Source organism: Mycobacterium sp. P7213 (assembly GCF_900604305.1).
Taxonomy (GTDB): domain Bacteria; phylum Actinomycetota; class Actinomycetes; order Mycobacteriales; family Mycobacteriaceae; genus Mycobacterium.
On record NZ_UWOA01000050.1, the window covers coordinates 1 to 23,636 of the forward strand.

26 protein-coding genes are annotated in these 23,636 nt (G+C 68.1%); 6 read left to right on the top strand and 20 right to left on the bottom strand.

What is annotated here, in order from left to right; all coding sequences use genetic code 11:
* Positions 1 to 260: 260 nt before the first annotated feature.
* From EJK91_RS17330 to EJK91_RS17355, 6 genes are all read right to left on the bottom strand, one after another.
* Entirely contained in the window at positions 261 to 1,472 is a 1,212-nt protein-coding gene (locus EJK91_RS17330) for an acyl-CoA dehydrogenase family protein (protein WP_125079539.1), read from the bottom strand.
* 106 nt (positions 1,473 to 1,578) lie between these two features.
* Complete coding sequence (locus tag EJK91_RS17335; RefSeq protein WP_046301845.1) at positions 1,579 to 1,938, bottom strand: fluoride efflux transporter FluC; 360 nt, start codon at positions 1,936 to 1,938, stop codon at positions 1,579 to 1,581.
* Complete coding sequence (locus EJK91_RS17340) at positions 1,935 to 2,285, bottom strand: DUF190 domain-containing protein (protein WP_046301846.1); 351 nt, start codon at positions 2,283 to 2,285, stop codon at positions 1,935 to 1,937. The genes EJK91_RS17335 and EJK91_RS17340 overlap by 4 nt, the downstream gene beginning before the upstream one ends.
* Positions 2,282 to 2,683 carry a fluoride efflux transporter CrcB gene (gene crcB / locus EJK91_RS17345; RefSeq protein WP_046301847.1) on the bottom strand — a complete coding sequence of 134 codons (402 nt, stop codon included), beginning with the start codon at positions 2,681 to 2,683 and terminating at the stop codon, positions 2,282 to 2,284. The genes EJK91_RS17340 and crcB overlap by 4 nt, the downstream gene beginning before the upstream one ends.
* A 25-nt stretch (positions 2,684 to 2,708) precedes the next feature.
* Entirely contained in the window at positions 2,709 to 3,119 is a 411-nt protein-coding gene (locus EJK91_RS17350) for a nuclear transport factor 2 family protein (protein WP_046301848.1), read from the bottom strand.
* 16 nt (positions 3,120 to 3,135) lie between these two features.
* Complete coding sequence (locus EJK91_RS17355) at positions 3,136 to 7,422, bottom strand: HAD-IC family P-type ATPase (protein WP_444850829.1); 4,287 nt, start codon at positions 7,420 to 7,422, stop codon at positions 3,136 to 3,138.
* Between the two features lie 211 nt (positions 7,423 to 7,633).
* Between EJK91_RS17355 and EJK91_RS17360 the strand changes: the two genes are divergently transcribed.
* Positions 7,634 to 8,011 carry an ArsR/SmtB family transcription factor gene (locus EJK91_RS17360; protein ID WP_036457595.1) on the top strand — a complete coding sequence of 126 codons (378 nt, stop codon included), beginning with the start codon at positions 7,634 to 7,636 and terminating at the stop codon, positions 8,009 to 8,011.
* A gap of 249 nt (positions 8,012 to 8,260) precedes the next feature.
* Here EJK91_RS17360 and rpsR read toward each other — a convergent pair whose 3' ends face one another.
* The 4 genes from rpsR to rpmB are packed head-to-tail and all read right to left on the bottom strand — an operon-like array spanning position 8,261 to position 9,234.
* The gene (rpsR, locus tag EJK91_RS17365) at positions 8,261 to 8,524 is read right to left on the bottom strand and encodes a 30S ribosomal protein S18 (RefSeq protein ID WP_024441795.1); all 264 of its coding nucleotides are present in this window, start codon (positions 8,522 to 8,524) and stop codon (positions 8,261 to 8,263) included.
* Positions 8,525 to 8,830 carry a 30S ribosomal protein S14 gene (rpsN, locus tag EJK91_RS17370; RefSeq protein WP_125079540.1) on the bottom strand — a complete coding sequence of 102 codons (306 nt, stop codon included), beginning with the start codon at positions 8,828 to 8,830 and terminating at the stop codon, positions 8,525 to 8,527.
* Positions 8,831 to 8,833: 3 nt separating this feature from the next.
* Complete coding sequence (rpmG, locus tag EJK91_RS17375; RefSeq protein WP_046301851.1) at positions 8,834 to 8,998, bottom strand: 50S ribosomal protein L33; 165 nt, start codon at positions 8,996 to 8,998, stop codon at positions 8,834 to 8,836.
* The gene (rpmB, locus tag EJK91_RS17380) at positions 8,998 to 9,234 is read right to left on the bottom strand and encodes a 50S ribosomal protein L28 (protein ID WP_125079541.1); all 237 of its coding nucleotides are present in this window, start codon (positions 9,232 to 9,234) and stop codon (positions 8,998 to 9,000) included. Before rpmB ends, rpmG begins: the two co-directional genes overlap by 1 nt.
* Positions 9,235 to 9,338: 104 nt before the next feature.
* Between rpmB and mrf the strand changes: the two genes are divergently transcribed.
* Together mrf and EJK91_RS17390 are read left to right on the top strand one after the other, a co-directional pair.
* Complete coding sequence (gene mrf, locus EJK91_RS17385; RefSeq protein ID WP_125079542.1) at positions 9,339 to 10,529, top strand: ribosome hibernation factor-recruiting GTPase MRF; 1,191 nt, start codon at positions 9,339 to 9,341, stop codon at positions 10,527 to 10,529.
* Positions 10,526 to 10,786, top strand: a complete 261-nt coding sequence (locus tag EJK91_RS17390; protein ID WP_024441800.1) for a type B 50S ribosomal protein L31 — start codon at positions 10,526 to 10,528, stop codon at positions 10,784 to 10,786. The genes mrf and EJK91_RS17390 overlap by 4 nt, the downstream gene beginning before the upstream one ends.
* Before the next feature lie 12 nt (positions 10,787 to 10,798).
* On the opposite strand, the gene EJK91_RS17395 is transcribed toward EJK91_RS17390, so the two are convergent.
* From EJK91_RS17395 to EJK91_RS17410, 4 genes are all read right to left on the bottom strand, one after another.
* The gene (locus tag EJK91_RS17395; protein WP_277424735.1) at positions 10,799 to 12,115 is read right to left on the bottom strand and encodes a flavin monoamine oxidase family protein; all 1,317 of its coding nucleotides are present in this window, start codon (positions 12,113 to 12,115) and stop codon (positions 10,799 to 10,801) included.
* 72 nt (positions 12,116 to 12,187) lie between these two features.
* Entirely contained in the window at positions 12,188 to 12,817 is a 630-nt protein-coding gene (locus tag EJK91_RS17400; protein WP_125079543.1) for a TetR/AcrR family transcriptional regulator, read from the bottom strand.
* A 33-nt stretch (positions 12,818 to 12,850) separates the two neighbouring features.
* The gene (locus EJK91_RS17405; protein WP_125079544.1) at positions 12,851 to 13,237 is read right to left on the bottom strand and encodes a DoxX family protein; all 387 of its coding nucleotides are present in this window, start codon (positions 13,235 to 13,237) and stop codon (positions 12,851 to 12,853) included.
* 32 nt (positions 13,238 to 13,269) lie between these two features.
* Entirely contained in the window at positions 13,270 to 14,469 is a 1,200-nt protein-coding gene (locus EJK91_RS17410) for a TetR/AcrR family transcriptional regulator (protein WP_241178731.1), read from the bottom strand.
* 129 nt (positions 14,470 to 14,598) lie between these two features.
* Here EJK91_RS17410 and EJK91_RS17415 point away from each other — a divergent pair, with 129 nt between their 5' ends.
* Both EJK91_RS17415 and fadD5 read left to right on the top strand, forming a co-directional pair.
* Positions 14,599 to 15,381, top strand: coding sequence for an enoyl-CoA hydratase-related protein (locus tag EJK91_RS17415; protein ID WP_024441803.1), 783 nt, complete (start codon positions 14,599 to 14,601; stop codon positions 15,379 to 15,381).
* On the top strand, positions 15,378 to 16,907 hold the full coding sequence (gene fadD5, locus EJK91_RS17420; RefSeq protein WP_046300751.1) for a fatty-acid--CoA ligase FadD5: 1,530 nt from the start codon (positions 15,378 to 15,380) through the stop codon (positions 16,905 to 16,907). The genes EJK91_RS17415 and fadD5 overlap by 4 nt, the downstream gene beginning before the upstream one ends.
* Before the next feature lie 22 nt (positions 16,908 to 16,929).
* On the opposite strand, the gene EJK91_RS17425 is transcribed toward fadD5, so the two are convergent.
* The 6 genes from EJK91_RS17425 to EJK91_RS17450 all read right to left on the bottom strand — a co-directional run bounded on the left by EJK91_RS17425 (position 16,930) and on the right by EJK91_RS17450 (position 22,519).
* Positions 16,930 to 17,892, bottom strand: a complete 963-nt coding sequence (locus EJK91_RS17425; RefSeq protein ID WP_046300750.1) for an SDR family NAD(P)-dependent oxidoreductase — start codon at positions 17,890 to 17,892, stop codon at positions 16,930 to 16,932.
* A 15-nt stretch (positions 17,893 to 17,907) separates the two neighbouring features.
* Entirely contained in the window at positions 17,908 to 18,603 is a 696-nt protein-coding gene (locus EJK91_RS17430; protein WP_046300749.1) for an anti-sigma factor, read from the bottom strand.
* Positions 18,600 to 19,160 carry an ECF RNA polymerase sigma factor SigK gene (gene sigK / locus EJK91_RS17435; protein ID WP_046300748.1) on the bottom strand — a complete coding sequence of 187 codons (561 nt, stop codon included), beginning with the start codon at positions 19,158 to 19,160 and terminating at the stop codon, positions 18,600 to 18,602. Before sigK ends, EJK91_RS17430 begins: the two co-directional genes overlap by 4 nt.
* A 91-nt stretch (positions 19,161 to 19,251) precedes the next feature.
* On the bottom strand, positions 19,252 to 20,526 hold the full coding sequence (locus EJK91_RS17440; RefSeq protein WP_125079546.1) for a class I SAM-dependent methyltransferase: 1,275 nt from the start codon (positions 20,524 to 20,526) through the stop codon (positions 19,252 to 19,254).
* Entirely contained in the window at positions 20,523 to 21,221 is a 699-nt protein-coding gene (locus tag EJK91_RS17445) for a DUF1365 domain-containing protein (protein ID WP_125079547.1), read from the bottom strand. Before EJK91_RS17445 ends, EJK91_RS17440 begins: the two co-directional genes overlap by 4 nt.
* Complete coding sequence (locus EJK91_RS17450; RefSeq protein ID WP_125079548.1) at positions 21,215 to 22,519, bottom strand: NAD(P)/FAD-dependent oxidoreductase; 1,305 nt, start codon at positions 22,517 to 22,519, stop codon at positions 21,215 to 21,217. The genes EJK91_RS17445 and EJK91_RS17450 overlap by 7 nt, the downstream gene beginning before the upstream one ends.
* 207 nt (positions 22,520 to 22,726) lie before the next feature.
* Here EJK91_RS17450 and EJK91_RS17455 point away from each other — a divergent pair, with 207 nt between their 5' ends.
* Positions 22,727 to 23,623, top strand: a complete 897-nt coding sequence (locus EJK91_RS17455; RefSeq protein ID WP_125079549.1) for a DUF1295 domain-containing protein — start codon at positions 22,727 to 22,729, stop codon at positions 23,621 to 23,623.
* Positions 23,624 to 23,636 lie beyond the last annotated feature (13 nt).

Sequence of the window (23,636 nt, forward strand, 5' to 3'; positions counted from 1 at the left end):
CCGCGGCTGCGCTATGAACGATGTCCGCGGCTGCGCTATGAACGATGTCGCTGCCCTGCAACGCATTACGCTCGACCTTAGATAGCGGCCAACTCCGACTCGAAAGTCCCGTCCTGCGGTAACCAACCCGCGAATATCAGACTTGATACGCGTCGATACGACACGCTCGACAACCCACATTCACCTGGTCACGAAGCGGCGGCCATGACGACGGTCGTGGCCGCCGCTTCACCCTGGGACTTGACAAACATCCCTACATATCAGCGCAGCGGCAATCCCGTCAGCGCCCGGGCGATGACCAGCCGCTGGATCTCACTGGTGCCCTCGAAGATGGTGAAGATCTTGGCATCGCGGTGCATGCGCTCGACCGGGTAGTCGCGGGTGTAGCCGTTGCCGCCGAGGATCTGGATCGCCTCGTCGGTGACGTAGACGGCCGTCTCGCTGGCGAACAACTTGGCCATCGAGCCCTCGGCGTTGTCGAAGGCTTTATTGTTGCGTCCCATCCAGCCCGCGCGCCACACCATGAGCCTGGCGGCGTCGATGCGGCTCTTCATGTCCGCCAACTTGAACGCCACCGCCTGGAACTCGCCGATCTTGCGACCGAACTGCTCACGCTGGCAGGCGTATTCGAGGGCGTACTCGTAGGCGGCGCGGGCCACGCCGACCGCCATCGCACCGACGGTCGGGCGGGTGCGCTCAAAGGTCTTCATCGCGGCCTGTCCTCCGGCAGAGGCGCCGGACTTGACCCGGGCAACCCGTTCCTCGAACTTCTCCCGGCCACCGAGGATCATGTCCTCGGGCAGTCGGACATTGTCCAGGACGATCTCGGCGGTGTGCGACGCCCGGATGCCGTGCTTCTTGAACTTCTGTCCCTGCGCCAGGCCCGGGGTGCCGGGCGGGATCACGAAGCTGGTCTGTCCGCGCGAGCCGAGTTCGGGATAGACCGAGGCGACGACGATGTGCACGTTGGCGATGCCGCCGTTGGTGGCCCAGGTCTTGGTGCCGTTGAGCACCCATTCGCGGGTGGCCTCATCGAAGCGGGCACGGGTGCGGATCGCACCGACGTCGGAACCGGCGTCGGGTTCCGAGGAGCAGAACGCCCCGAGCTTGGGTTCCTCGGCGGTGCCGAACATCTCGGGCAGCCACTGGCCCAGCTGTTCGGGAGTTCCGTTGCCCGCCAGGGCTGCGGCGGCAAGTCCGGTGCCCAGAATCGACAGCGCGATGCCGGCGTCACCCCAGAACAGTTCCTCGAACACCGTCAGCATGCCGATGCCGCTGGGTTCGGCGGCCTGGGTGGCGAACAGTTCCGGTGAGTACAGGCCGATCTTGGCGGCCTCCTGGATGATCGGCCACGGCGTCTCTTCCCGCTCGTCCCATTCGGCGGCGGCCGGCCGGACCACGTCAGCGGCGAACTGGTGCACCCAGTCGCGCACCTCGATCACGTCATCGCTGAGCTCTACCGAGAACGACATGGCTACTCCTGGATGGACTGGGCGGATGCCACCGGACACTGTCGGGCTCGATTGTGGCACCTCATCCTGGAAGCAGTTGCGCAGCGTCGGCCAGCCCGCGGAACAGTCAGGCCCAAATCGCTTGTGCCGCGAAATTGCCGACGTAATAGGCGCTCAGCCCGCCGGTCACGGTAAGCACCAGATTGGCCAGCGCATACAGCCGCGCACCGACGCCGGCCAACTGCAGCGTTTCGTAGGAGAGGGTCGAGTAGGTGGTCAAAGCACCGCACAGACCGGTGCCGATCAGCAGGTGCAGCCGTTGATCGGCCGCGCCGACGAGCACGCCCAACATAAGGCTGCCGAGCAGGTTCGCGGCCAGCGTGCCCCACGGGAAGGTGGAATCGTGGCGGGCTTGCACAAACCGGTCGGTCAGGTACCGCAGCGGCGCCCCCACGACGGCGCCGGCCATGACCAGCAACCAGGTCATTGGCCGGCGGGGGATCGCCCGACATGCCGAACGACCTCGACCTCGTCCAGCAGGATCAGTCCCTCGGTGACCAACTCGTCCAGCTCCGGCAGGAAAGCCCGGACCCGCTCGGGTGCGTCGACGATGATGACCGAGACCGGCAGGTCTTCTGACATCGACAACAGCCGGGTGGTGTGGATGGCCGAGGACGCGCCGTAGCCCTCGATGCCGCGAAACACCGTCGCGCCGGCCAGACCGGCACGCCGGGCCCGGTGCACGATCTCGCTGAACACCGGCTTGCGATGCCAGGTGTCGCTCTCTCCGAGGAATACCGTCAAACGCAGTGCGCGTCCGTTGAGTTCGCTCATGCTGTCCTCCTGGTGATCAGACGGCGGGTGAGGCTCGCGGCGGTCCAGGTCGCGATCAACACTGCCACCGGCGTGGTGAGCAGGTAGACCAGCGCCCGGGCGGGTTGCCCGTCGGCGATCAGGGTGTCGACGTCGCCGGCGAAGGTGGAGAACGTGGTGTAGCCACCCAGCACGCCGGTGCCCAACAGCGGACGCAGCAGGCGATGTCCGACCCACAGCTCGGTGATCGCCACCATCAGCACGCCCATCAGCGCACACCCGCTCACGTTGGTTGCCAGTGTGGCCCAAGGAAATCCACCGGCGGGGGTGGGCAGGGCCAGCGCGACGGCGTAACGCGCGCTGGCACCGATGGCGCCACCTACGGCGACCGCCGCGACTATGGGTGCCTGCTCATGCACCGGGGAGCTCCGCGATCAGTTCCGGTTACGCGGAACCGTCGGGTCCATGCGCGGCGGCCTCCCGGGTGATCTGCTCGAACTGCTGCGCCATGGCTTCGGCCAGCGCGGTAGCCGCCGACAGCGGCCGGACCATCACCACGAAGTCGTCGATCTTGCCGTCATCGTCGATGTGCAGGAAGTCGCAACCGGTGATCCTTTTGCCGTCCACCGACGCTTCGAAGATCAGCGCATGGTCGCGCCCCGACGGGTCAGCGATCTCGCGCACGTAGTGGAAGTCGGAGAAGACGCGCATCACCGCGCGCAGGATGGCCGCGGTGATCGGCTTGCCCGGGTAGGGCTTGAACGCCACCGGACTGGTGAACACGACATTGTCGGACAGCAGCGCCTCGATGGCCGCGGCATCACGGGCCTCGACGGCTTGCCGGAATGGGTGCATGCCACGCCTCCGCTGGTCAGTTGGTACGGCTGATTCTCACCGTAGCCCCACCGACGGTCGCCACCGGGGAGACCTCGGTGCCTGCGGGCCGCAGCACCTGCACGGTGGCCAGCGGGCCTGGCGCGGTCTCGGTGCCGAGCTGCGATGCTTCGCGCCGCCCGGCGCGCAGCACGTGCGGAGCCGCGGCGATCGCCAGGACGGCGGCGCCGGTGGCGCCCAGGGCCTGCGACCAGCCCAGCGGACCCACTGGGACACAACCCAGCAGCTGGCTGATGCCGGGCAGGCTGATCATCGCCGCAAACGCCGCGAAAGATCCGGCGGCGGTAAGCCATACCAACGGCGCGTGGGAGTCGACCAGGGTCTGGGCAAGCTCGGTGCTGACCAAGGTGATCAATGCGACGGTGGCGGCGCGTTGCGCGCGGCCCGGTACCGGAAGAAGACTCGCCATCCCCCATGCGGCGCTGGCCGCGGCCCCGGTGATCGCCCCGCGGACCGCAACGGCGCGCATCAGGCTGCGTTCGTCGATGCCTTGCACCACCCGATGCGAGGAGCCGGCTGGGGTGCTGACCGCGACCGCGGTGGCCGGCAGCGCGTCGGTCAGCATGTTCATCAGCAGCAGCTGGCGGTTGTTCAGCGGCGAGGTCCCCGACAGTGCGGTGCCGATCACGCCGAAGATCACCTCGCCGACGTTGCCGCCGAGTAGGCCGGTCACCGCCAGCTGCACGCCGCGCCACAGTCGTTGACCCTCGTCGATGGCATCGACCAGGGCACCGATGCGCCCGTCGGTCAGCACGATGTCGGCGGTGAGGTGCGCCGAGTCGCTGCCGCGCGCGACGACACCGAGACCCACACTGGCGGCCCGGATCGCGGCCGCGTCGTTGGCGCCGTCGCCGACCATGGCGCAGACCCGTCCGCTGCGTTCGAGGGTCTGTACGACCTGCACCTTGTTCTCCGGGGACATCCGGGCGAAGATCACCCGCTCTCCGACGGCACGTTCCTGGTCCTTGCGCGACAGCGCGTTCCACTCCGCTCCGGTGATGACTTGCTCTGCGCTGACCGGCACTCCGAGTTCGGCGGCGATCGCGGTGGCGGTGACAGGGTGGTCACCGGTGATCAGCCGAATCCCGACGCCGCGGTCCGCCAGGTCGGCCAGTAGTTGTGGCGCTTCGGCTCGCGGGGTGTCGGAGATGCCGAGGAAGCCGGTGAGTGTCAGCCCGGACTGGCACAACCCGGCGAGGGCGTCCGGGTCGCCGGCGAGGGCCTTCACCTGGGCGGCAGTGAGCCGGCGCTGCGCCACCGCGATCACCCGCAGCCCGCCGGCTGCCAGTTCGGCGACCGGTGCGTCGCTGTCGGGGCCAAGGTCGGTGCAGGCGGCCAGCACCACTTCCGGAGCCCCCTTGATCATCAGCTGCGTGCCCAACACCGACGCCGAGAACGCCCGGCCGGAGCGGAACGGCAGGTGGGCGTCCGTCGTGGTCCACAGCGCGGCCCCGCCATCGGATATTGCAGCGGCCGCCTCGGTGACGGCCTGGTCGGTGGCATGCGCGTGCGGGTCACCCTCGGGTGCCGGCGCAGCGTTGGCCGCGCACCGCAGCACGTCGTCGTGCGCGTGACCGGCGACCGGGTAGACCCGGGTGACCCGCAGCCGGTTCTCACTGAGCGTTCCAGTCTTGTCGAAGCACACCACCTCGACCCGGCCCAGGGCCTCCACCGAGCGGGGAATGCGCACCAGCGCACCGGAATCGGTCAGGCGTTGGGCCGAGGCATGTTGGGCCAGCGTCGCCATCAGCGGCATGCCCTCGGGGACCGCCGCCACAGCGACCGCGATCGCGTTGCCCAGGGCCAGGCGCAGCCCACCGCCGCGCAGCATCCCCAGCAGGCCGACCATCAGCCCGCCGCCGGCGCTGGCCGGGAACGCACGACTCATCAACTGACTGAGTTGATGCTGCAGGCCGACTACCGGCAGATCCCCGGCGGCCAGCTCGGCGGCACGACGGGCCTGGGTGTCGGCGCCGACCGCGGTCACCACGGCCCGTGCGGTGCCGGCGACGACTGTCGTGCCGGCGTAAAGCATGCAGCGCCGTTCGGCCAGTTCGGCACCGGGTGTAGCCGCGGTCTGCTTGTCCACCGACAGTGATTCGCCGGTGAGCGAGGATTCGTCGACCTCGAGGTCGGTGGCCTCGATCAGCCGCGCGTCAGCGGGCACGACCTCGTTGCTGCGGATCTCGATCACGGCGCCGGGGATCAGGCGGTCCGCGACGATCTCGGCGTAGCGGCCGGTGCCCGGCTCGACGGTGCGGGCCGGCGGGGTCTGTTGGGCCAGCAGCCGGTTCAGCCGGTTCTCGGCCTGCAGTTGCTGGGCGGCCGCGAGCATGCAGTTGCCGATCAGCACCGTGCTGACCATCAACGCATCTACCGGCGAGCCCAGCATTGCGGTGGCCACCGAGCTGAGTGCCAGCACCGGCATCAGCGGATCCGACAGTTCGGCGCGCACCGCCTTGATGAACTGCCAGGCCATGTGCGGCGGCGCCGCGTCGAGTTCGGCGGCGGCGCAGGCGACGTCGGGAACCGGCAGGATCGCGCGGACCTCATCGAGCGACATCGCATGCCACTCGTAGGCCGGTGCGGGCCGCGGCGCCGGCGTCCGCGCCACCTGGCGAGCCAGCAGGTATCCCGAGAGCAATCCGGAGGCCGCCCCGGCGGTGACCGGCCCTGGGCCTCCTCTTCCCCGGCCCGCCCGCACCCCCGGAACCATCAGCAGCGCACCGATCGTCGATGCGCCGGTGGACAGCGAGATGCCGCGCTGCGCGGCGGCGCGCGCCGCCGGTATCGCGTGCAGCACCCGCCAGGCGCCGGCCAGGTCGGCCAGCAGCAGATCCGCTTCCCACGGCGGTGCCGTCTCCGTGTCGTCGGGCAGGATCCCCAGGCCCACGTCGGCGCAGGCGAGTGCCTGCGCGCCGGTGGACGTCAGCACCGCGACGGTGCGGCCGTCTCGCTGACGTGCCGCCAGTGCGGTGGCCAGCGCCTCGTCGAGTTGAGCGTCGTCGGCGGCGATATCGACCGGTGCCAGTTCGTCGAAGGCGGGACGCAGTTCCCCCAGGGCCTCGACGTCGAGGGTGACCAGTTCCGCGCCGGACGCCCGCGCCTCGGCCAACAGCGCCGAGGCCAGCGGGTGCCGCGCGTTGGCGGAGCAGAGCAATCGCGGATCGATGAGAACGGCGTCGACGCGATCGAGGCGGCGCACGCCCTCCGGGCGCAACGGCAGCGCCGCGTGCTGCTCGACCAACGACCGGCTCAGGGTGGCCGCGAACGATTCCGTGGTGGTGCGCATGGCTTTCGGGCCGGCGACCACGGCTGCGGTGGCGGCTGTGGTGACGTTTCGGGTGAGCACTCCCACCAGGCCGGCACCGAACAACTGGACGTAGCCCGCTCGCCGGCCGTGCCGGTCGACCGCCCCCTCCGGTAGGGGCACCGGCCGCGACGGGACGTGGACCTGCGCCTGGTCGGCGTGCCGGGCCAGGTGCGGCTCGTGGCGGATCCAGGCCTGCGCCGCGGCCTGAGATTCGGCGGCCTTGACACCCTGCAACGCCAAGTCCACTGCCAGCGTGGCCGGCGACAGGGTGACGATCCGCGCTCCGGTGGAGATCAGCGACAGCACCGTGTCAGCCGGGCCCCGGCCGATTCGGTCGGCGAGCTGCTGGCGCAGCCACGGCTGGTAGTTCGCCAGCGCCGCGACGGCGTCGACGGTGATCGGTGCCTGCGGCAACCGCAGCGCACGCCCAGCGACCGCGATGGCCAGTCCGGCGGCATTCACGCCGACCATCACGCCCCGGGCCATCAGCAACAACCCGTCGCCGGGCAGGACGGTAGCCGGTGCGGCACCGCTCGGAGCTGTTGCGCCTTGAGACCGTCGGTAGCCGCGTTCGACCTCAGAGATCAGGCGGCACAGGTCATTGAGTGAAACCTGCTCGCCCTCTGCTGCAAGTTCCACCACGACCCGAGACAACGGGCGGTTCAGCCGCGCCGACACCACACCGGGTTCGGCGACAAGCGTGTCGAGCACCCGCTGCCCGAGTTCGGGGGATTCGCTCAGGCCTCGGACCTCGATCCAGGCGCGGTTTTCCCCGCGCCAGCACCTGCGGGTCAGGGTCGCCCGGGTGGATTCGCCGGACAGCATCCGACTGGCTTCCCGAACTGGCAGCGCGGCGACCTGCAGCCCGGCCGTGGTGATGGCCCCAACCGCCTCGGTGGTGGCCGATGCGCTGCGGGCCGCCGCGCCGACGACGGCCGACGCCGCACGGATTCCCAGGGCGGCCGGGCGCAGCAGTGATGTCGGAATCAATTCGGCAGCAACCAATCCTGTGATCTGACGGCGAATCTGGGTGACACCCGCCGGGCGGCAAATGTGCCGCGTGAACTGCCCAATTCTGGCGACACTTTGGCGATTGCGCAACTATAGGAATGTGTCGTTCGGCGAATCCCGCCATGGGAGTTGGGACAAAATGAATGCCGCCATGGCTAAAGATGAAGAACGGCTGCCCGAAGAAATCAGTTCACCCAGCCGGCCCGACGAACCGACCACACCCCAACTCGCGTCCGCCGCGAGCACGTTCGCGCTACTCAGCAGCCCGGCACGCCTACATGTGATGTGGCTGGCCGCCCAGGACGCCTACGACGTGACAACCCTGGCGCGGCGAGCCGGCGTCAATGTCGCCACCATGAGCCAGCACCTGACCAAGCTGCGACTGGCCGGGCTGATCAACGCACGGCGTGACGGGCGCCACCACATCTACACCGTGGACGACCCGCACATCGTGACCCTGCTGCAGCAGATCTTCGCCCACATCGCCCCGGACGGCAGCCTGGCCCCCGACCCGCCGAAAGGGTCGTGAAACTCTCCGGAAGGTCAGCCCCGCAGGGACTTTGGTCCGTGATGGCCATCACGGACCAAAGTCCCGAGATCGAGTGATCGGCACCACTTTGCGATTTTTTCCAACCAACAACTGGATAACGTCTCGACCCATGAAAGACCCAGTGCTTATCCTTCCGGTGCTCGCCGGAATCCTCGGGCTGCTCGTCTTCGGGTTCTTGGCCCTGGAGGTCGTGTTCCACATCGGCTGATCAGCGGCACCGTCAATCGATCACTCGGCGGTGACACCCGGATACGGCAGCAACGCCATTTCCCGGGCGTTCTTGATGGCGCAGGCGACCTGGCGTTGTTGACCAACGGTGAGTCCGGTGACGCTACGTGAACGGATCTTGCCGCGCGGGGAGATGAAGATGCGCAGCGTGGCGGTGTCTTTGTAGTCGACCGCCGTCACGCCCAGCTTGGCCAGCAGGTTCGGCTTGGCGGACCTGGCCGTGCTCCGCGGAACACGCCGCGACTCTTTGGGTTTGATCGCCATCTACCAGCTCGCCTTCCGGACGCCGGGCAGCTGGCCCTCATGCGCAAGCTGGCGCACCCGCACCCGCGAGAGTCCGAACTTGCGCAGGTAGCCGCGGGGACGCCCGTCGGCGCTGTCGCGGTTGCGCAGCCGCACCGGGCTGGCATCGCGCGGTTGGCGAGCCAGTGCGCGCTGGGCGGCCAATCGCTGTTCCGGGCCGCTCGACGTCGAACGAAGGACTTCCTTGAGCTCGGTGCGCCGCTCGGCGTAGCGGGCCACCAGCGCTCGGCGCTGCTCGTTCTTCACGATCTTGGATTTCTTGGCCATGACTCAGCGCTCCTCCCGGAAGTCGACATGGCGACGGACGACGGGGTCGTACTTGCGCAACACCAGGCGGTCGGGGTCGTTGCGCCGGTTCTTGCGGGTGACGTAGGTGTAGCCGGTGCCCGCGGTGGAGCTCAGCTTGACGATGGGACGAATGTCGGTGCGCGCCATCAGATCCGCTGCCCCGCGCTTCGCAGCCGGGCCACCACGGCCTCGATGCCGTCCCGGTCGATGACCTTGATGCCCTTCGCGCTGACCCGCAGCGTGATCCGGCGGTCCTGCGACGGCAGATAGTAAGTCCTGACCTGGACATTCGGCGACCAGCGGCGCCGGGTGCGGCGATGCGAGTGCGACACCGCATTCCCGAATCCGGGCACCCGGCCAGTGACTTGGCAGCGTGCAGACAACGGAACCCTCCTTCGACCCTTATTGAAAATCATTGTCGACAAGCGACGCGCTGGAGGCTACCGTGGGAACGGCTTTAATGACAATGATTTTCAATAGGAGGGTGATGCGGACTCCGGTGATCCTGGTGGCCGGGCAGTACGGCACCGACGCAGCGACCAACGCCTTGCAGGTCAAGGCGGGCACGGTGACCGTGGCCTACAGCCTGGATGGTCACGTGGTGGTTCGGGAAACCACCAGTACGACAGCCGATGCCACGACGCTAGCCCTGGAGTTGGCGCACGGCTGCGTGTCCTGCACGCTGCGCAACGACCTGCTGGTCCTGTTGCGCCGACTGCACCGGCGGGCCGGCGTTGAGCGCATCGTCGTCCAGTTGCCCGACTGGTTGGAGCCGCAGCCCATCTGCTGGGCGATCCGCAACGTGCGGGTCCGCGTCGGACCGGGATACATCGACGGCCCGGCCGGCCGCGATGTGACGATCGCCGCGGTCGTCACCTGTCTCGATGCCACGGCGTGGCTGTCGCAAGCACTCGGCGACGACGAACTCGACGACGGGCGCACCATCGCCCAAGTGGTGGTCGGCCAGGCCGAATCCGCCGACGCTCTGGTGGTTTACGCCCCGGACCCGACTGCGTCGGCCGTGCTGCGCCGGTTGGCTCCGCTGGCGCGCATCACGGCCGGCACCGATCGCCTTGAACAGGCACTGACCCACCTCGACGACGGCGCTCGCCGCGGTCGCGGCGATGATCCGCACGCCCCGCTGCTGGCCGGTCAACCGCCGCTACGGGCCGAGGGCTCGGTTGAGCTGATCGAATTCCACGCCCGCCGACCGTTTCACCCGCAGCGCCTGCACGCGGCCCTCGATGCCCTGCTCGACGGCGTGATCCGGGCGCGTGGGCGGCTGTGGTTGGCCAACCGGGGGCAGCGGGCGATCTGGCTGGAGTCGGCGGGCGGCGGATTGCACACCTCGGCGGTGGGCAAGTGGCTGGCCGCGATGACGGCCGAGGAGGCCGCCCGAGTGTCCGCCGAACGCCATGCGTTCGCCGATCTGATCTGGGACCACCGCTACGGCGATCGGCACACCTCGCTGGTGATCCTGGTCTGCGGCGCCCGCCCCGAGCAGATCCGCGAGGCCCTGTCAGGCGCACTGCTCACCGACGACGAGTTACGCCGCCCGAACCAGTGGGCCGGCTACCCCGACCCGTTTGGCGATCACCACCAGGAACCGTGCGACGAAACCCCAACGGCCACCGCAGACATTTCCCTGTACCGCACCCGAGACGGAGATCAGCGATGAAACCCGGCATCCACCCCGACTACCACCCCGTCGTCTTCCAGGACGCCACCACCGGGGAGACGATCCTGACCCGCTCCACCGTGACCAGCGACCGCACCATCGAGTGGCCCACCCCGACGGGCACTCGCAGCTACCCGCTGGTGATCGTGGAGATCAGCGCGGCGTCGCACCCGTTTTGGACCGGCAACAGCCGGATCGTCGACACCGCGGGACAGGTCGAGAAGTTCCGCCGTCGCTACGGCCAGCGCCAGAACTGATCTGGCAGAGCGTCACTGGAAGACCGACAGCGCCTCGATCACCTCACGCGCCACCCGGGTGCCCGATTCGATGGCGCCCTCGAGGTAGCCCGCGTGGTCGCGCGCCGTCTCGGTACCCGCCCAATGAATATCGTCGGTCGGGGTGCAGTCGATCGGCGGGATTCCGGCACTGGTCCCGGGCAGCGGCAGCGCGAGGTAACCGCCACCGACGTATTCATCCAGATGCCAGGCCTTTTCGTGCCAGCTAGCCGGTTCGAGAACGTCGGGACCGAGGTAGCGGGCCAACGCACCGAGCACCGCGTTGCGCCGCTCGACAGCATCAAGCCGATCGAGCGCGCGCGCCTCGGGTCCCCCCACGAGCACGCACAGGTGGCCTGGACCGCCCGGTGCGCCGGTGTCGAACACCGCCCGGCCGGGTTTGTCCAGAAACAGGAACTCACCGCCGGCTCGCTCTCTCCAGAACGGGCGCGGATAGACTGCCACGCCCTTGTACACCGAGCCCATATAGGTATCGGACGCCAGCGCGGTACGGGTGGTCGGGAGCGGCGGGTCGTAGGTGATACGTCCGGTAAGCGGCAGCGGAACCGTGACAATGACTTTCGCGGCACGGATTTCTCCTGCGGTGGTGTGGATGGTGACGCCACCGCCACTGCGGGCGATGGACGTGACTCGATGCCCCGGACGCACTCGCGGACCGAGTTCGGCGGCAAGGCCATCGATCAGCGAGCCGATCCCTTCGGCGACCAAGGACTCCTGAGCTCCCCCGGCCGTCGCCAGCATGGTTCGTAGCCCGCCCTGCTGACGGATGGCCTGCACCATCGCGTGAACGGAGAAACGATCCAGGTCGGCGGTCCACGAGATGTAGGCCAGCACTTCGAGCAGCCGGCGAGCGCGCCCCGGCACTCGGCGCAGCCAGGCCTCGACCGTCGTGGCATTCCACCGTTGCGTCTTGGCGATACGGGACCAGGCCTCGACGCCGACCAGAACGAGAAGGGCCGTCAGGATCGACGGCYCCGCGWCGCGGRGCCGGCGCGATCCGTCGACCACGATGGGCAACGGCGCGGTGTGCATCGCAAACTCCGTGGCGCCCAATTCGGAAGCCAGCGCCTTGATTCGGTGGTGATCATGGCCGATCCACTGACCGCCGAGGTCCACTCGCGACCCCAAGGCGCTCGTCTCGGTCATGGCCCGTCCGCCGAGTCGGCCTGCGGCCTCGAGAACGAGGACATCAATTCCGGCCCGGTGCAGATCGCGGGCGGCCGTCAAGCCGGACATCCCCGCACCCACTACGGCCACCGTGGTGGCCACCGCCGCGTCGTCTGACTTCACGCCCCACAATCTAAGTCGGTCAACCGACCGAGTCAAGGATTCATGCCGGTCGCCGGGCAGCAGTCGAAGGAATCAGCCGGCGTGACGCGGGCGTGTGCCGACGGGCTGCGGATCGGCGAAATGCACGACCATGTCGACGGCGCGGTCGAGATCGCGTCGTGCCCGCTCGGAGTCGGGGCTTGTCACGTACTGCACGATCAGGCCGTCCACCAGAGCGAGCGCGAGCCGCCCGAGACTGTCGAAATCAACGGCACAGCGCTCCCCCGCCGCCTGCGCGGCCTGGGCGCAGAACTCGGTGACGAGCGCGGTGTAGCGCTCATATTGCAGCTGCGCCAAACCGCCCGCGCCTTCGCTTCGCACCGAGTACAAGGCCAGCTCGTATTGCATGATCTGCAGGCCGGTGTCGCTTTCGACCAACGTGCTCCAGAAGTTCGTCACGCCCTGCCGAAGCGCGTGGGCCACTCCCCGGTCGAGCTGCAGATCGGCGCGCACCGCGTCCACGACGTCGTCCATGACCGCGGCGATCACCGCACGCAGCAGCTGGTCCTTGGACGGAAACACATAGTGCAACGTGCCCAGCGGAATCCCGGCTTCAGCGGCAACCCCGCGCAACGTCGTACCCGCAACGCCGACGTCACTGAGGACCCGCATCGCGGCCGCAACGATCTGCCCCTCGCGCTCGGTCGCCTTGATGTAGGCCACCCATGCCTCCTGAATCCACCGGCGCAGGTCCGACTAACCGGCGCGCCACACCCGCAACGCCGCGACGATCATCGGAATCTGCAACGGCAGGCGCGCGATCGTCCCCGCCCTCATCCAGGGTTTGGCCCAGAACAACCGGACCGAGTAAATATTCGCCGGGAACACCGCAACGAACAGGGCGGCCGCGGCCAGCCCGGCCCTGCGACGGGTGCGCGGGAACAACAGCAGGGCACCGATGACCAGCTCGGCGACCCCCGACACATACGTGTACATGCGGGCGCTGCCCGGCAACTCCGGCGGAACGATTGCGTCGAACGGCTGCGGGAAGACGAAATGTCCTGCCCCTGCGCCCAACAGCAGCCCGGCCAGCCCTCGCGCAGCCGTGACGGCACTTCGCTGTCCTGACGGTGCGGCACTCATCGGTCGATCGTAGCCAGCGAGGCGGCCCGCAGTCACCGGCCGCCGGTGCCGAAAAGTACGGCCGCCATCAGGGCATGGATCCGGGAGCGCTGTTCGTCTCGATCGTCAAAGTTAACCAGGCGTCCTATATCGACGACGAGAGCAAGGGCCGCGTGGACCCGGAACACCGCTTCGGTGTCGCCTGCGCCGACCTGACTCACCAGGTGGGCCCATTCGTCGACGTTCTGCCGCTGCAGACCGCGCAGTTCAACCCGGTCGGGTTCGGGCAGGTTGGCGAACTCGGCGAAATAGATATTGATCAGCTCGGGCGCGGCGAACGCCAGCGCGGTATAACGCTCGGCGATGCGCAGGGCCGCCTGCCGCGGGCTGGTCGATTCGGCGAGGGAATCGGTGATGGCCATCAGCACCCGGGCGCTGGCCCGATGAAAGGCGACGGCCAGCAGGGCCGCCTTGCTCGGGTAGTAGCGATAGGCGCTGGAGCCGTTGAGTCCGGCGGCGGTAGCGATCTCCTCGATGCTGACTTCGTAGAAGCCCCGCTGGCCGAACATGCGGATGGCCTCGGCGAGCAGCCGTTCACGTTTGGACGTGCTGGGCAGACCCCGCTCCGGGCGTGGCGGCGGCGGACCCGAAGGCGCGGGCGGCAGCTCGACGGTGAGCACCGACCAGCACAGCTCTGCGAGCAGGTCCGCAAGTGCGGCGGCCGGCAGCCGCGTTCGGTGCGCGGAGATGCTGCCGATGACGCTCAGGGCCGCAGCGGCCAGGATCGCGGTGTCGGCCTCGGGAAGTTCCGGGCGCAGCGCCGCCAGCGGTTCGGCGATCGTGGCGTTGAGCGCGTCGTAGCCGGCTCGGATGTCCTTGCGGTCCGGCAACTGCAGGTAGCGCCGTTCCCACCGATAGAACGCGCCCTCGCGCCGCGTCCCGATCGTGGTCTCGATCAGCGCGGCGGTGATCGCGCGCAACCGCTCCGGCGCGGGCCGGCTCGGATCGTCGGCGGATCGTGCGGCGGTCACCAGCACCCCCGCCGTGTACTGGGCGGTCGCGACCAGTAGCGCGTACTTGTTGGCGAAGTGCCGATACAGCGCGGGGCCGGAGAGACCGACCTCGGCGGCGATCTCGTCGACGCCGACCGCGTGGTAGCCGCGATCACTGAACGCACGGGCCGCGGCGCGGACGATCTGCGCCTTGCGGTCCTTGGGGCGGCGCTGCACCGCAGTCGCTGATCCCGCGGCCATGGACGCAACCATTTTCACCCCCGTGTTGACTGTTGGACCCGACGCCCATACGTTAACCACAATTTACGTTTTCATCCACGGAGGAAGTGACGTGCTGCAATCCCGGTTCATCGAAAGGCGGGTCTGACCGTGTCCGAGAACGCCAGCTCCGCCAAGCTCACCGCGACCCGCGACGGTCGGGTGCTGCGGGTGACGATTACCAATCCCGCTCGGCTCAACGCGATCGACTACGACACCATGGCGGGCCTCGGTGACGTCATCGCCGGCGCGGCCGACGACCCAGGCGTGCGGGCCATCGTCATCACCGGCGAAGGCAAGGCCTTCTGCACCGGCGCCGACCTGTCGGCCACGGCCGGCGGCGTCAGCCCCGAGGAGGTGATGGACTGCGCCTCCCGGCTGGTTACCTCGGTCGCCGAGACCCCGGTGCCGGTGATCGCGCGGATCAACGGGCCGGCCGCCGGTGTCGGCGTGGGTCTGGCGCTGGCCGCGGATCTGATCTACGCCGCCGAGAGCGCCTACTTCCTGCTGTCGTTCACCAACATCGGCCTGATGCCCGACGGCGGCACCACCGCCCTGGTTGCGGCTGGCGCCGGGCGGGCCGTGGCCAACGAGATGGCCCTGCTCGGTGGGCGCCTGTCGGCCACCGCCGCCCGCGATGCCGGCCTGATCAACGCGGTGCTCGGCGAGGCGGAGTTGGACGCCCGGGTCAACGAGGCCGCCGAGAAACTGGCCCACGGACCGCGTCGCGCCATCGAATTGACCAAGCGCGCGCTCAACGCCACCAACCTCGCCGCACTGGATGCCGCACTGGCCCGCGAGAAAGCCGGCCAGGTGGAGTTGCTGGGCTCCCCCGACTTCTTCGAAGGCGCCGCCGCGATGCTGCAGAAGCGGAAGGCGGTGTTCGGCGAATGATCGCTCAGCCGCTGCGGTCTCGCCGCAACCATTGGATGAATCAGGTGGCGAACCACGCCGCGATGCGTCCCGACGCCGTCGCCTTCCGCTGTCGTGGCAACGACACCACCTGGCAACAGCTGCACGATCGCTCCGAGCGCCTGGCCGGGGCACTGTTCCGGCGCGGCATCTCCTTCGGCGACCGCGTGCTGATCGTGATGCTCAACCACACCGAATACATCGAGGCGACCTTGGCGATCAACGCCTTGGGGGCCATCGCCGTACCGGTCAACTTCCGCCTCACCGACCCTGAGATCAGCTACATCGTCTCCGACAGTGGCGCCAAGGCTGTCATCACCGATCAACTGCTTGCACCGCTGATCGAGGCCGTCCGCAAGAACACCCCCGGCCTCGATGTGGCCGTGGTGCTCGGCGACGACTACGAATCGCTGATCGCCGAGCCCGGCGACCCGCACCCCGGCGCCGATGTCCCCGAAGACACCCCGGCGCTGATCATGTACACCTCGGGAACCACCGGAAGTCCCAAGGGCGCCATCCTGTCCCACTCGAACCTGCTCGCCCAGTCGCTGACCTGTATCCAGGCGCTGCAGATCAGTCCGGACAGCGTGTACTTCTGCGCCGCACCGATGTTCCACATCGCCGGCCTGGGCAGCATCGCGCCCAACCTGATGCTGGGCACCAAGACGGTGATCCACCCGCTCGGTGCGTTCAACGCGACCGACACCCTCGACGCCTGGGAGCGCGAGCGGGCCACCTCGGTGTTCCTGGTGCCGGCGCAGTGGCAGGTCATCTGCGCGGATCCGACTGTGCCGCAACGAGACCTGGCGCTCGAAGTGATCAGCTGGGGGGCGGCGCCGGCGTCCGACACCGTACTGCGGGCCATGGCGGAGACGTTCCCGGACGCACTCAACGTCGCGGTGTTCGGCCAGACCGAGATGTCACCGATCACCTGCGTGCTGCAGGGCACCGACGCGATCCGCAAACTCGGCTCGGTGGGCAAGGTGATCCCGACCATCTCGGCACGGGTCGTCGACGAGAACATGAACGACGTGGCGCCCGGCGAGATCGGCGAGATCGTCTACCGCGGGCCGACCATGATGCAGGGCTACTGGAACAAGCCCGACGCGACCGCCGAGGCGTTCGCCGGCGACTGGTTCCACTCCGGTGATCTGGTCCGCGTCGACGACGAGGGTTTCGTCTACGTCGTCGACCGCAAGAAGGACATGATCATCTCCGGCGGTGAGAACATCTACTGCGCCGAGGTGGAGAACGTACTGTTCGAGCACCCACTTATCCAGGAGGCCGCCGTGATCGGGCGTGCCCATGACAAGTGGGGCGAGGTCCCGGTGGCCATCGTCGCGGTAGCGGCCGGCGAGACGCCGCTGACGTTGGAGGACCTCGAGCCCTTCCTCAACGAGCGCCTGGCCCGCTACAAGCACCCGAAGGAGCTGGTGCTGGTGGACGCCCTACCCCGCAATGCCAGCGGCAAGGTGGTCAAGCCGCAACTGCGCAAGCAGTACGGCTAGCCGGGGCCGGCGCCCGGGCAGCTCAGCTGTCGCGCAGCCCGATGGCCTGCTCGAGGTAGGCCCAGAGGCGTGCGCGGTCAGCACTGCTGTCGTGGGTGAACGGCAGATAGTGCTCGGGGCGCTGTCTCCGGTCGTGCCAGAATCGGCCGGTCGGCGGAGCGGGCTGTGTTGCGGCCAGCCAGATGGCGGTGTCAGCCCCCTGCTCTGCCGTGCGCAGCAGCGGTTTGGTGAGTTTGCGGAAAGTCGGCAGCGACGTGATCACTCCCGGCGTGTCGGACCAACCCGGGTGCATGCAATACACCGAGATCCCGGCCGCCTTCCAGCGTTCGGCCAGCACCGGGGTCAGCGCCACCTGCATCCGCTTGGTGCGGGCGTAGGCGGTTGCGCCGCGGTAGGGACCGACCCGGTATTCGGGGTCGTCGACAGCCAGCGCCTGGGTATACATGCCACCCGAGGACATCAGGATGACCCGCGGGTCGGCGGACGCGGCCAATGCGGGAACCAGCAGTTCGGTCATCAGCACCGGACCCAGAACATGGGTGGCCAGGGTGATCTCGTGTCCGTCGGCGGTCTCGGCCCGCGCCGCCGGCAGCAGACCGGCGTTATGGATCACCACGTCGAGGCTGGGCAGACGAGCGCCGAGGTCAGTGACGAACCGCCGCACCGCCGACAGGTCGGCCACATCACACACCTCCGCGCGCAGGTCGGCATCCGGGTGCTCGACGGCCAGCTCGGCTCGGGCGCCTTCGATGCGCTCGAGGTTTCGGCTGACCATCACCACCGTGGCACCCAGCGCCGCCAGTCCCCCGGCGATCGCCTTCCCGATGCCGCTGTTGGCCCCGGTCACCATCGCGGTCTTGCCGCGCAGGGCATGCGGCGCCGGATCACCGGACCACGCGTGCGCTCGAATCCGGTACCCGAGGCGGCTGTAGCCGGGAACCACGGCACGGTCCAGCACTGAATCGATTACCGACCCCAGATCCATCGGCCCAACCTCGTCTCAGCGCAGTGGTATCTCAACGATCATCTGCCCCGTGGGCTCGCGCGACCCCGGATCGGGCTCCACCGTGAACCCGAGTGCCGTCGAATCCCCGAGGGCAGGAATCTCCGCAGTGGTCGACGGTGACACAGCGGCGGCGTCCATCGTGCCGGCCAGCGTCGCACCGCGGGGGCTGAGCAGCCACATCTGGTACACCGTGCCGGGTTCTGGCGGGGGCACGTTGTTCATCACCAGGACTCCGGCACTGCGTTCCCGGGAGAAGAGCACCGTGGCAGTACCGGTGGCCAGCGGGGTCGACACACTCGCCACGTCAGGCGCCGCGAGCACCCGGTCCGAGACCGACTGTGGGGCAGTGGGTCTGAGCTGGCTTCCGACCCCGAACGCCGCCAGCCCCACCACCAGCGCGGCCGCCGCGGCAATAGCCGCGGTACGCCATCGAGAACGGGAGGCGGACAGCTTCGCGGCTCGGCCCAGAACCGATTCACGCAAGGCCGGCGAAGGTTGCGCCGCAGTGGTCTCCGCGATGGCTGCCATCACCTCCTGCACCGCCGACACCTCGGCGCCGAAGGCCTGCGCGATAGGCGTCGGGGCTTCGGTGGCCCCTCGCTCGATCTCGCGCCGTTCGGTGTCGGAGACGGCGTCGAGCGCATACGGCGTCGCCAATGCAAGCAGGTCGAAGCTGTCCGGCTCGGTCATGGCATGCCCAAACATTCACGCAGGCGGCGCAATGCGTCTTGCATCCGCGTCTTGATCGTCGATGTGGCCACCGAAAGCCGTTCCGAAACCTCGCGATAGGTCAACCCGGTGTAGTAAGTCAGCTCGACGCACTGCCGTTGCTTCTCGGACAGTCCGCCCAGACACTCGACGACCCGGTGCTGTTCGTCGCCGACGATCACTGCGTCGATGACGACGTCGCCGGCCGGTTCTGTGCTGGCCGCACCGTAGCGCGATTCCCGCAGCCCGGCAGCCTGTTCGGCGCGGACACGGTCCACCGCGCGGCGGTGCGCCATGGCCAGCAGCCAGGCGAGCGCCGATCCCTTGGCCGGGTCGTATTTGTCGGCGTTGCGCCAGACCTCCAAGTAGACCTCTTGGGTGGTCTCTTCGCTGTAGCCGGTGTCACGCAAGACGCGCAGCACCATGCCGTACACCCGCGAGGCCGTACGGTCATAGAGCGTCGCGAAGTCGGCAAGACTTCCGCCCGCCACCCGGTGCAGTACCGCATCCAGCTCAGAGGCATCCGCGATCTGATTCATCGGAGGACAGCCTAGCCGCCCCGCTGTCCCAGGTGGAACGGTTGGGACCCATTCCTCCAGGGACTCGGCGATGGCCGGCATCCTCATCTCCTCACCGCTGCCGTAAGTCCGACGGGGCGAACGTCCACTGGTAGACATCCAGATATCCCGAACGGAAGCCGGCTTCGGAGTAAGCCAGGTAGAAGTTCCACATCCGCGAGAACACCTCGTCGAAGCCCAGGGCCGCGACAGCGGCACTGTTGTCCTGGAAGCGTTCCCGCCACAGCTGCAGCGTGTCGGCATAGTGCGGGCCCAATGAGCACATATCGACTGTGCGCAGGCCGGTGTGGTACCCGGTGATGTCCATGATCGCCTGGATGGAGGGCAGCAGACCGCCGGGGAAGATGTACTTCTGAATCCAGGTCAGGGTGTGGCGACTGGCCATCATCCGGTCATGCGGCATGGTGATCGCCTGAATCGCCACCCGGCCGCCAGCGGCGGTAAGCCGTTCCAGTGCCCGGAAGTATTGCGGCCAACCCCGATAGCCGACAGCCTCGATCATCTCCACCGAAACCACCGCGTCATAGCTGCCCTCGACTTCGCGGTAGTCACGCAGTTCGATCTCGACCCGGTCGCTCAAGCCTGCGTCGGCCACGCGCTGCTGGGCGAGCAGCTGCTGCTGGCGCGACAACGTCAGGGAACGCACGGTCGCGCCGCGGGCCGCCGCACGGAGGCAGAGCTCGCCCCACCCCGTACCGATTTCCAGGACCCGGCTTCCCGGTCCGACGGCGGCGGCGTCCAAAAGGCGGTCGATCTTACGGCGCTGGGCCGCCACGAGGTCTGCCGATGATCCAGGGAGCTGGTCGAACAGCGCGCTGGAATACGTCATTGTCTCATCGAGGAACAGCGCGAACAGCTCATTGGACAGGTCGTAATGTGCCGACACGTTGTGGCGGGCACGGGCGACGGTGTCGGGCGACCGCGGCTGCCGGGCCAGCACCAGAGGCCGTAACCGCTGCAAGAACGCGGGGACCAGCTCTCCCATCGAGCCGGCCAGCACGCTGAGCAGCGCCACCAAGTCCGGCGAGTCCCACTCACCGGCCATGTACGCCTCGCCGAAGCCGATCAGCCCGGACCGTCCGACGCGCCTCGCCAGGCGATCCGGCTCGCTGATCACCAGCTCCGGGGCTTCGGGATCACGCGCACCGTAGCTCTCGCCCCCCGGATAGATCAGTCGGACCGGTAGCCGCGCCGCGGTACGACGCAGCAACGCGTGCACCACCGCAGCGGATGCGGATGCCAGCGGCCCCGAGGGGACCTGCACCAGCTGCGGCCACCTGTTCGGATCGATGCGCACGTGCGGACTCAGGTCTGATGCGGTACTCACCTTTTCACCACCGGAACTCGTCGCAACCACAACGTGATGCCTTGCAGACGAATACGCGCCGAGACCAGAAGCGGTGCCAGCGGCGCGATGAGCTGCATTCTGGCGACCCGGCCTTCGGTGGCCGGGAATCCCGCGCCGCGCATCGTCGCGGCGAACACCAGCTCGTCGGCACGGAACAACGAGATGCTGATGTCCACGTCACGGTCAGGCCGGGGGGCCCCGACCAGATAGTGGCCTTCAACGGGATTGAACGGCGAGACATAGAACTGCTTGGCCACCTGCACCGCCGTCTCGGCCGGCGGTAGCAGGTAGGCGTGACGTTCACCGTAGGTGTTGTGCACTTCGGCGATCACGTGCTGCAGCTGATCTTCGTGATCGTGGCACCAGAACAGGCTGATCGGATTGAATACGTGGCCCAGAACTCGCGCCTGCAGCAAGGCGTAGGTGCGGCCCGTGGGCGCGGTGGCGCCGCGTTCGAGGAGGAACCGCTCCACGCGCTCGCGCAGCGTATCGCCGGTGCCGCCCACCAGGTGGTCGCTCGCCTCGAACCCGGCGAATGGCCGTAACCACCAGGGCAGGCGGGGCAGCTCATCGATGTCGACGTACCAGCTGTAACTGCGGTAGACGAATGAATGGGCGACCGGCATCCGTCTGCGATGCGTGATCGTGGTGCGATAGATCGCGGGGGTCAGCATGCGCACGCCTGATCGCGGACTGCGGCCGGAGCCCAGTCGGCGCCGAGCCGCCACGCGGCCCGCACGCCTGAGACCGCGCCGTCTTCATGGAAGCCCCAGCCGTGATACGCGCCGGCGAACACGATGCGGTCATCGCCGAGTTCGGGCAGCCGACGCTGAGCTGCTACCGACTGCGGAGTGAAAAGTGGGTGTTGGTATGTCATCTCAGCCAGAACCGAGCGCCGGTCGACCAGGTCTGACCCGCCCAGGGTGACCAAGTAGCGCCGACGGGAATCAATGTGCATCAGCCGGCTGACGTCGTAGGTCACCAGCACGCCCGCGCGGTCCGGGGTGACTCGATAGTTCCATGACGCGCGGGCCCTGAGGTGGCGGGGCAGGACCGACTCGTCGGTGTGCAACTGGGCGTGGTTCGTCGAATAGGGCATGGCCCCCAACACTGCTCGTTCTTGCGCAGTGGGTTGATCGAGCAGGCGCAGTGCCTGATCGGGGTGAACAGCCACCACCGCCGCGTCGAAGTGTCGCGGTCGCGAACCTCGGGCCCGCAGCAGCACTCCGTCGGGCACGCGGCGCAGCGCCGTCACAGCGGTGTCGGTCAGTACCTCGTCAAGGGTCGTGGCGATACGGCGCACGTAGTTGATCGAGCCGCCCGCTACGGTGCGCCACGTGGGGGAACCGAACACCGACAGCATGCCGTGGTGTTCCAGAAACGTGAAGAGGTAGCGGGCGGGGTAATCCAGCGCGTCGTCGGCTCGGCATGACCAGACCGCTGCCACCAACGGAGTCATGAAGTTGGTCCTGAAGTAGGCGGAGAAGCCGTGCCGTAGCAAGAAGTCACCGACGGTCTCCAGGTCATCGGGGTCCGACCCCTGCAGCACCGCTTTGGCCGCACCGTGGAAGCGCCGGATCTCGGCCAGCATCACCAGGTTGCGGGGATGCAGTGTCCTGGGCGACGCGAACAGACCGCTCGCTCCTCGCGCACCGGCGTACTCCAAGCCGGTGGCGTCGTTACGCACCGACATGGACATGTCGGTCTCGATGCCCTCCACACCGAGTTCGGCGAACAGCCGACACAGCGTCGGGTAGGTCCGATCGTTGTAGACCAAGAAGGCTGAGTCGACGGCGACGGCACTGCCGTCATCGGCCTCGACCAGGTGGGTGTGGGCGTGGCCGCCCAACCGCTCGGCAGCCTCATACAGGGTGACCCGGTTGTGGCGGGACAGGATGTACGCCGCCGTCAGGCCGGCGATGCCACTGCCGACCACGGCGATCGACCGCGTCCGGTGCGATTGACTGTGCATGGTGGTTATTCGGAGCCGCGAGCGTCCTGGTCGGGATTCGTGGCCAGGAGAGGCGAAAAAGGTTGCGCTGCCTTGTTCTCCCGGTAGCGTCGAGAATCACCTCGGTGATTCCGGACACAGCCGGCACACACCCCGTTCGAGATGAAGGCCTATGCATCCGCTGACACACACAGACCGAAGCCGCGTGAACGCATGGTGAGGCCGACGATGGGTAAAACGGCGTCGCTGTCGCTGATCGGCGTGGCCTACCTGGTCGCGATCGGCGTCGCCGGGACGTGGCTGGCATGGGGCCCCGGCACCGGGCGGCTCTGGCTGGATACCTTGATCGCTGATGTGTTGGCCACCGTGGTGGTCTTCGTCTTCAGCAGGTGCTTCGGCAACTCCAGCTTCTACGACGCCTACTGGAGTGTCATTCCGCCCCTGTTGGTGGCCTATTGGTGGTTTCAGTCCCGGCCTGACGTCGACACCGCGCGTTGCGTGTTGATCGCTGTGGTGGTCGGGCTATGGGCGGTGCGGCACACCGGTAACTGGGTGTGGGGATTTCCCGGTATGCACCATGAGGATTGGCGATATCCGCTGCTGCGCCAACGCGCGGGTCGCTGGGAGTTCGCCGCGGACCTGCTCGCCATCCACCTGGTGCCCACGCTTCAGGTGTTTGCCGGCCTGGTGCCGGTCTACGTCGCCGTGACGCGGCCGGACCGGGGCCTGGTCTGGCTTTCGGCTATCGCATTCGCCGTCGGCATCGCCGCAGTGCTGCTGGAACTGGTGGCGGACGTGCAATTGCACCGGTTCGTGCGCGACCGGGCGCCGGGCACGGCGATGGATCGCGGGATATGGGGTTGGTCGCGGCACCCCAACTACTTCGGTGAGATCAGCTTCTGGTTTGCGTGCGCGCTGTTCGGCGTTGCCGCCGCACCGGCTCAGGCGTGGTGGATGTTCTTTGGTGTGCTGGCGATGGTGGCGATGTTCTTGGGCGCCAGCATTCCGATGATGGAGGAGCGCAGCCTGCAGCGCCGGCCCGAATACCAGGACGTGATCGACCGCGTGCCGCGCTTAGTCCCCCGCCCGCCGCGTCGGGGCAGCGAACTCAGGTCATCGCGCTGAATGCCCGGAAAAC

What these genes read in the sequence shown, in the direction of transcription:
- rpsN (WP_125079540.1), bottom strand. Translation starts at nt 8,830, where the DNA reads ATGGCCAAGAAATCCAAGATCGTGAAGAACGAGCAGCGCCGAGCGCTG.
- EJK91_RS17330 (WP_125079539.1), bottom strand. Translation starts at nt 1,472, where the DNA reads ATGTCGTTCTCGGTAGAGCTCAGCGATGACGTGATCGAGGTGCGCGAC.
- fadD5 (WP_046300751.1), top strand. Translation starts at nt 15,378, where the DNA reads ATGATCGCTCAGCCGCTGCGGTCTCGCCGCAACCATTGGATGAATCAG.
- EJK91_RS17390 (WP_024441800.1), top strand. Translation starts at nt 10,526, where the DNA reads ATGAAACCCGGCATCCACCCCGACTACCACCCCGTCGTCTTCCAGGAC.
- EJK91_RS17405 (WP_125079544.1), bottom strand. Translation starts at nt 13,237, where the DNA reads ATGAGTGCCGCACCGTCAGGACAGCGAAGTGCCGTCACGGCTGCGCGA.
- EJK91_RS17360 (WP_036457595.1), top strand. Translation starts at nt 7,634, where the DNA reads ATGGCTAAAGATGAAGAACGGCTGCCCGAAGAAATCAGTTCACCCAGC.
- EJK91_RS17425 (WP_046300750.1), bottom strand. Translation starts at nt 17,892, where the DNA reads ATGGATCTGGGGTCGGTAATCGATTCAGTGCTGGACCGTGCCGTGGTT.
- EJK91_RS17455 (WP_125079549.1), top strand. Translation starts at nt 22,727, where the DNA reads ATGGGTAAAACGGCGTCGCTGTCGCTGATCGGCGTGGCCTACCTGGTC.
- rpmG (WP_046301851.1), bottom strand. Translation starts at nt 8,998, where the DNA reads ATGGCGCGCACCGACATTCGTCCCATCGTCAAGCTGAGCTCCACCGCG.
- EJK91_RS17430 (WP_046300749.1), bottom strand. Translation starts at nt 18,603, where the DNA reads ATGACCGAGCCGGACAGCTTCGACCTGCTTGCATTGGCGACGCCGTAT.
- sigK (WP_046300748.1), bottom strand. Translation starts at nt 19,160, where the DNA reads ATGAATCAGATCGCGGATGCCTCTGAGCTGGATGCGGTACTGCACCGG.
- EJK91_RS17340 (WP_046301846.1), bottom strand. Translation starts at nt 2,285, where the DNA reads ATGAGCGAACTCAACGGACGCGCACTGCGTTTGACGGTATTCCTCGGA.
- rpsR (WP_024441795.1), bottom strand. Translation starts at nt 8,524, where the DNA reads ATGGCGATCAAACCCAAAGAGTCGCGGCGTGTTCCGCGGAGCACGGCC.
- EJK91_RS17335 (WP_046301845.1), bottom strand. Translation starts at nt 1,938, where the DNA reads ATGACCTGGTTGCTGGTCATGGCCGGCGCCGTCGTGGGGGCGCCGCTG.
- EJK91_RS17350 (WP_046301848.1), bottom strand. Translation starts at nt 3,119, where the DNA reads ATGCACCCATTCCGGCAAGCCGTCGAGGCCCGTGATGCCGCGGCCATC.
- EJK91_RS17410 (WP_241178731.1), bottom strand. Translation starts at nt 14,469, where the DNA reads ATGGCCGCGGGATCAGCGACTGCGGTGCAGCGCCGCCCCAAGGACCGC.
- mrf (WP_125079542.1), top strand. Translation starts at nt 9,339, where the DNA reads ATGCGGACTCCGGTGATCCTGGTGGCCGGGCAGTACGGCACCGACGCA.
- EJK91_RS17445 (WP_125079547.1), bottom strand. Translation starts at nt 21,221, where the DNA reads ATGCTGACCCCCGCGATCTATCGCACCACGATCACGCATCGCAGACGG.
- EJK91_RS17450 (WP_125079548.1), bottom strand. Translation starts at nt 22,519, where the DNA reads ATGCACAGTCAATCGCACCGGACGCGGTCGATCGCCGTGGTCGGCAGT.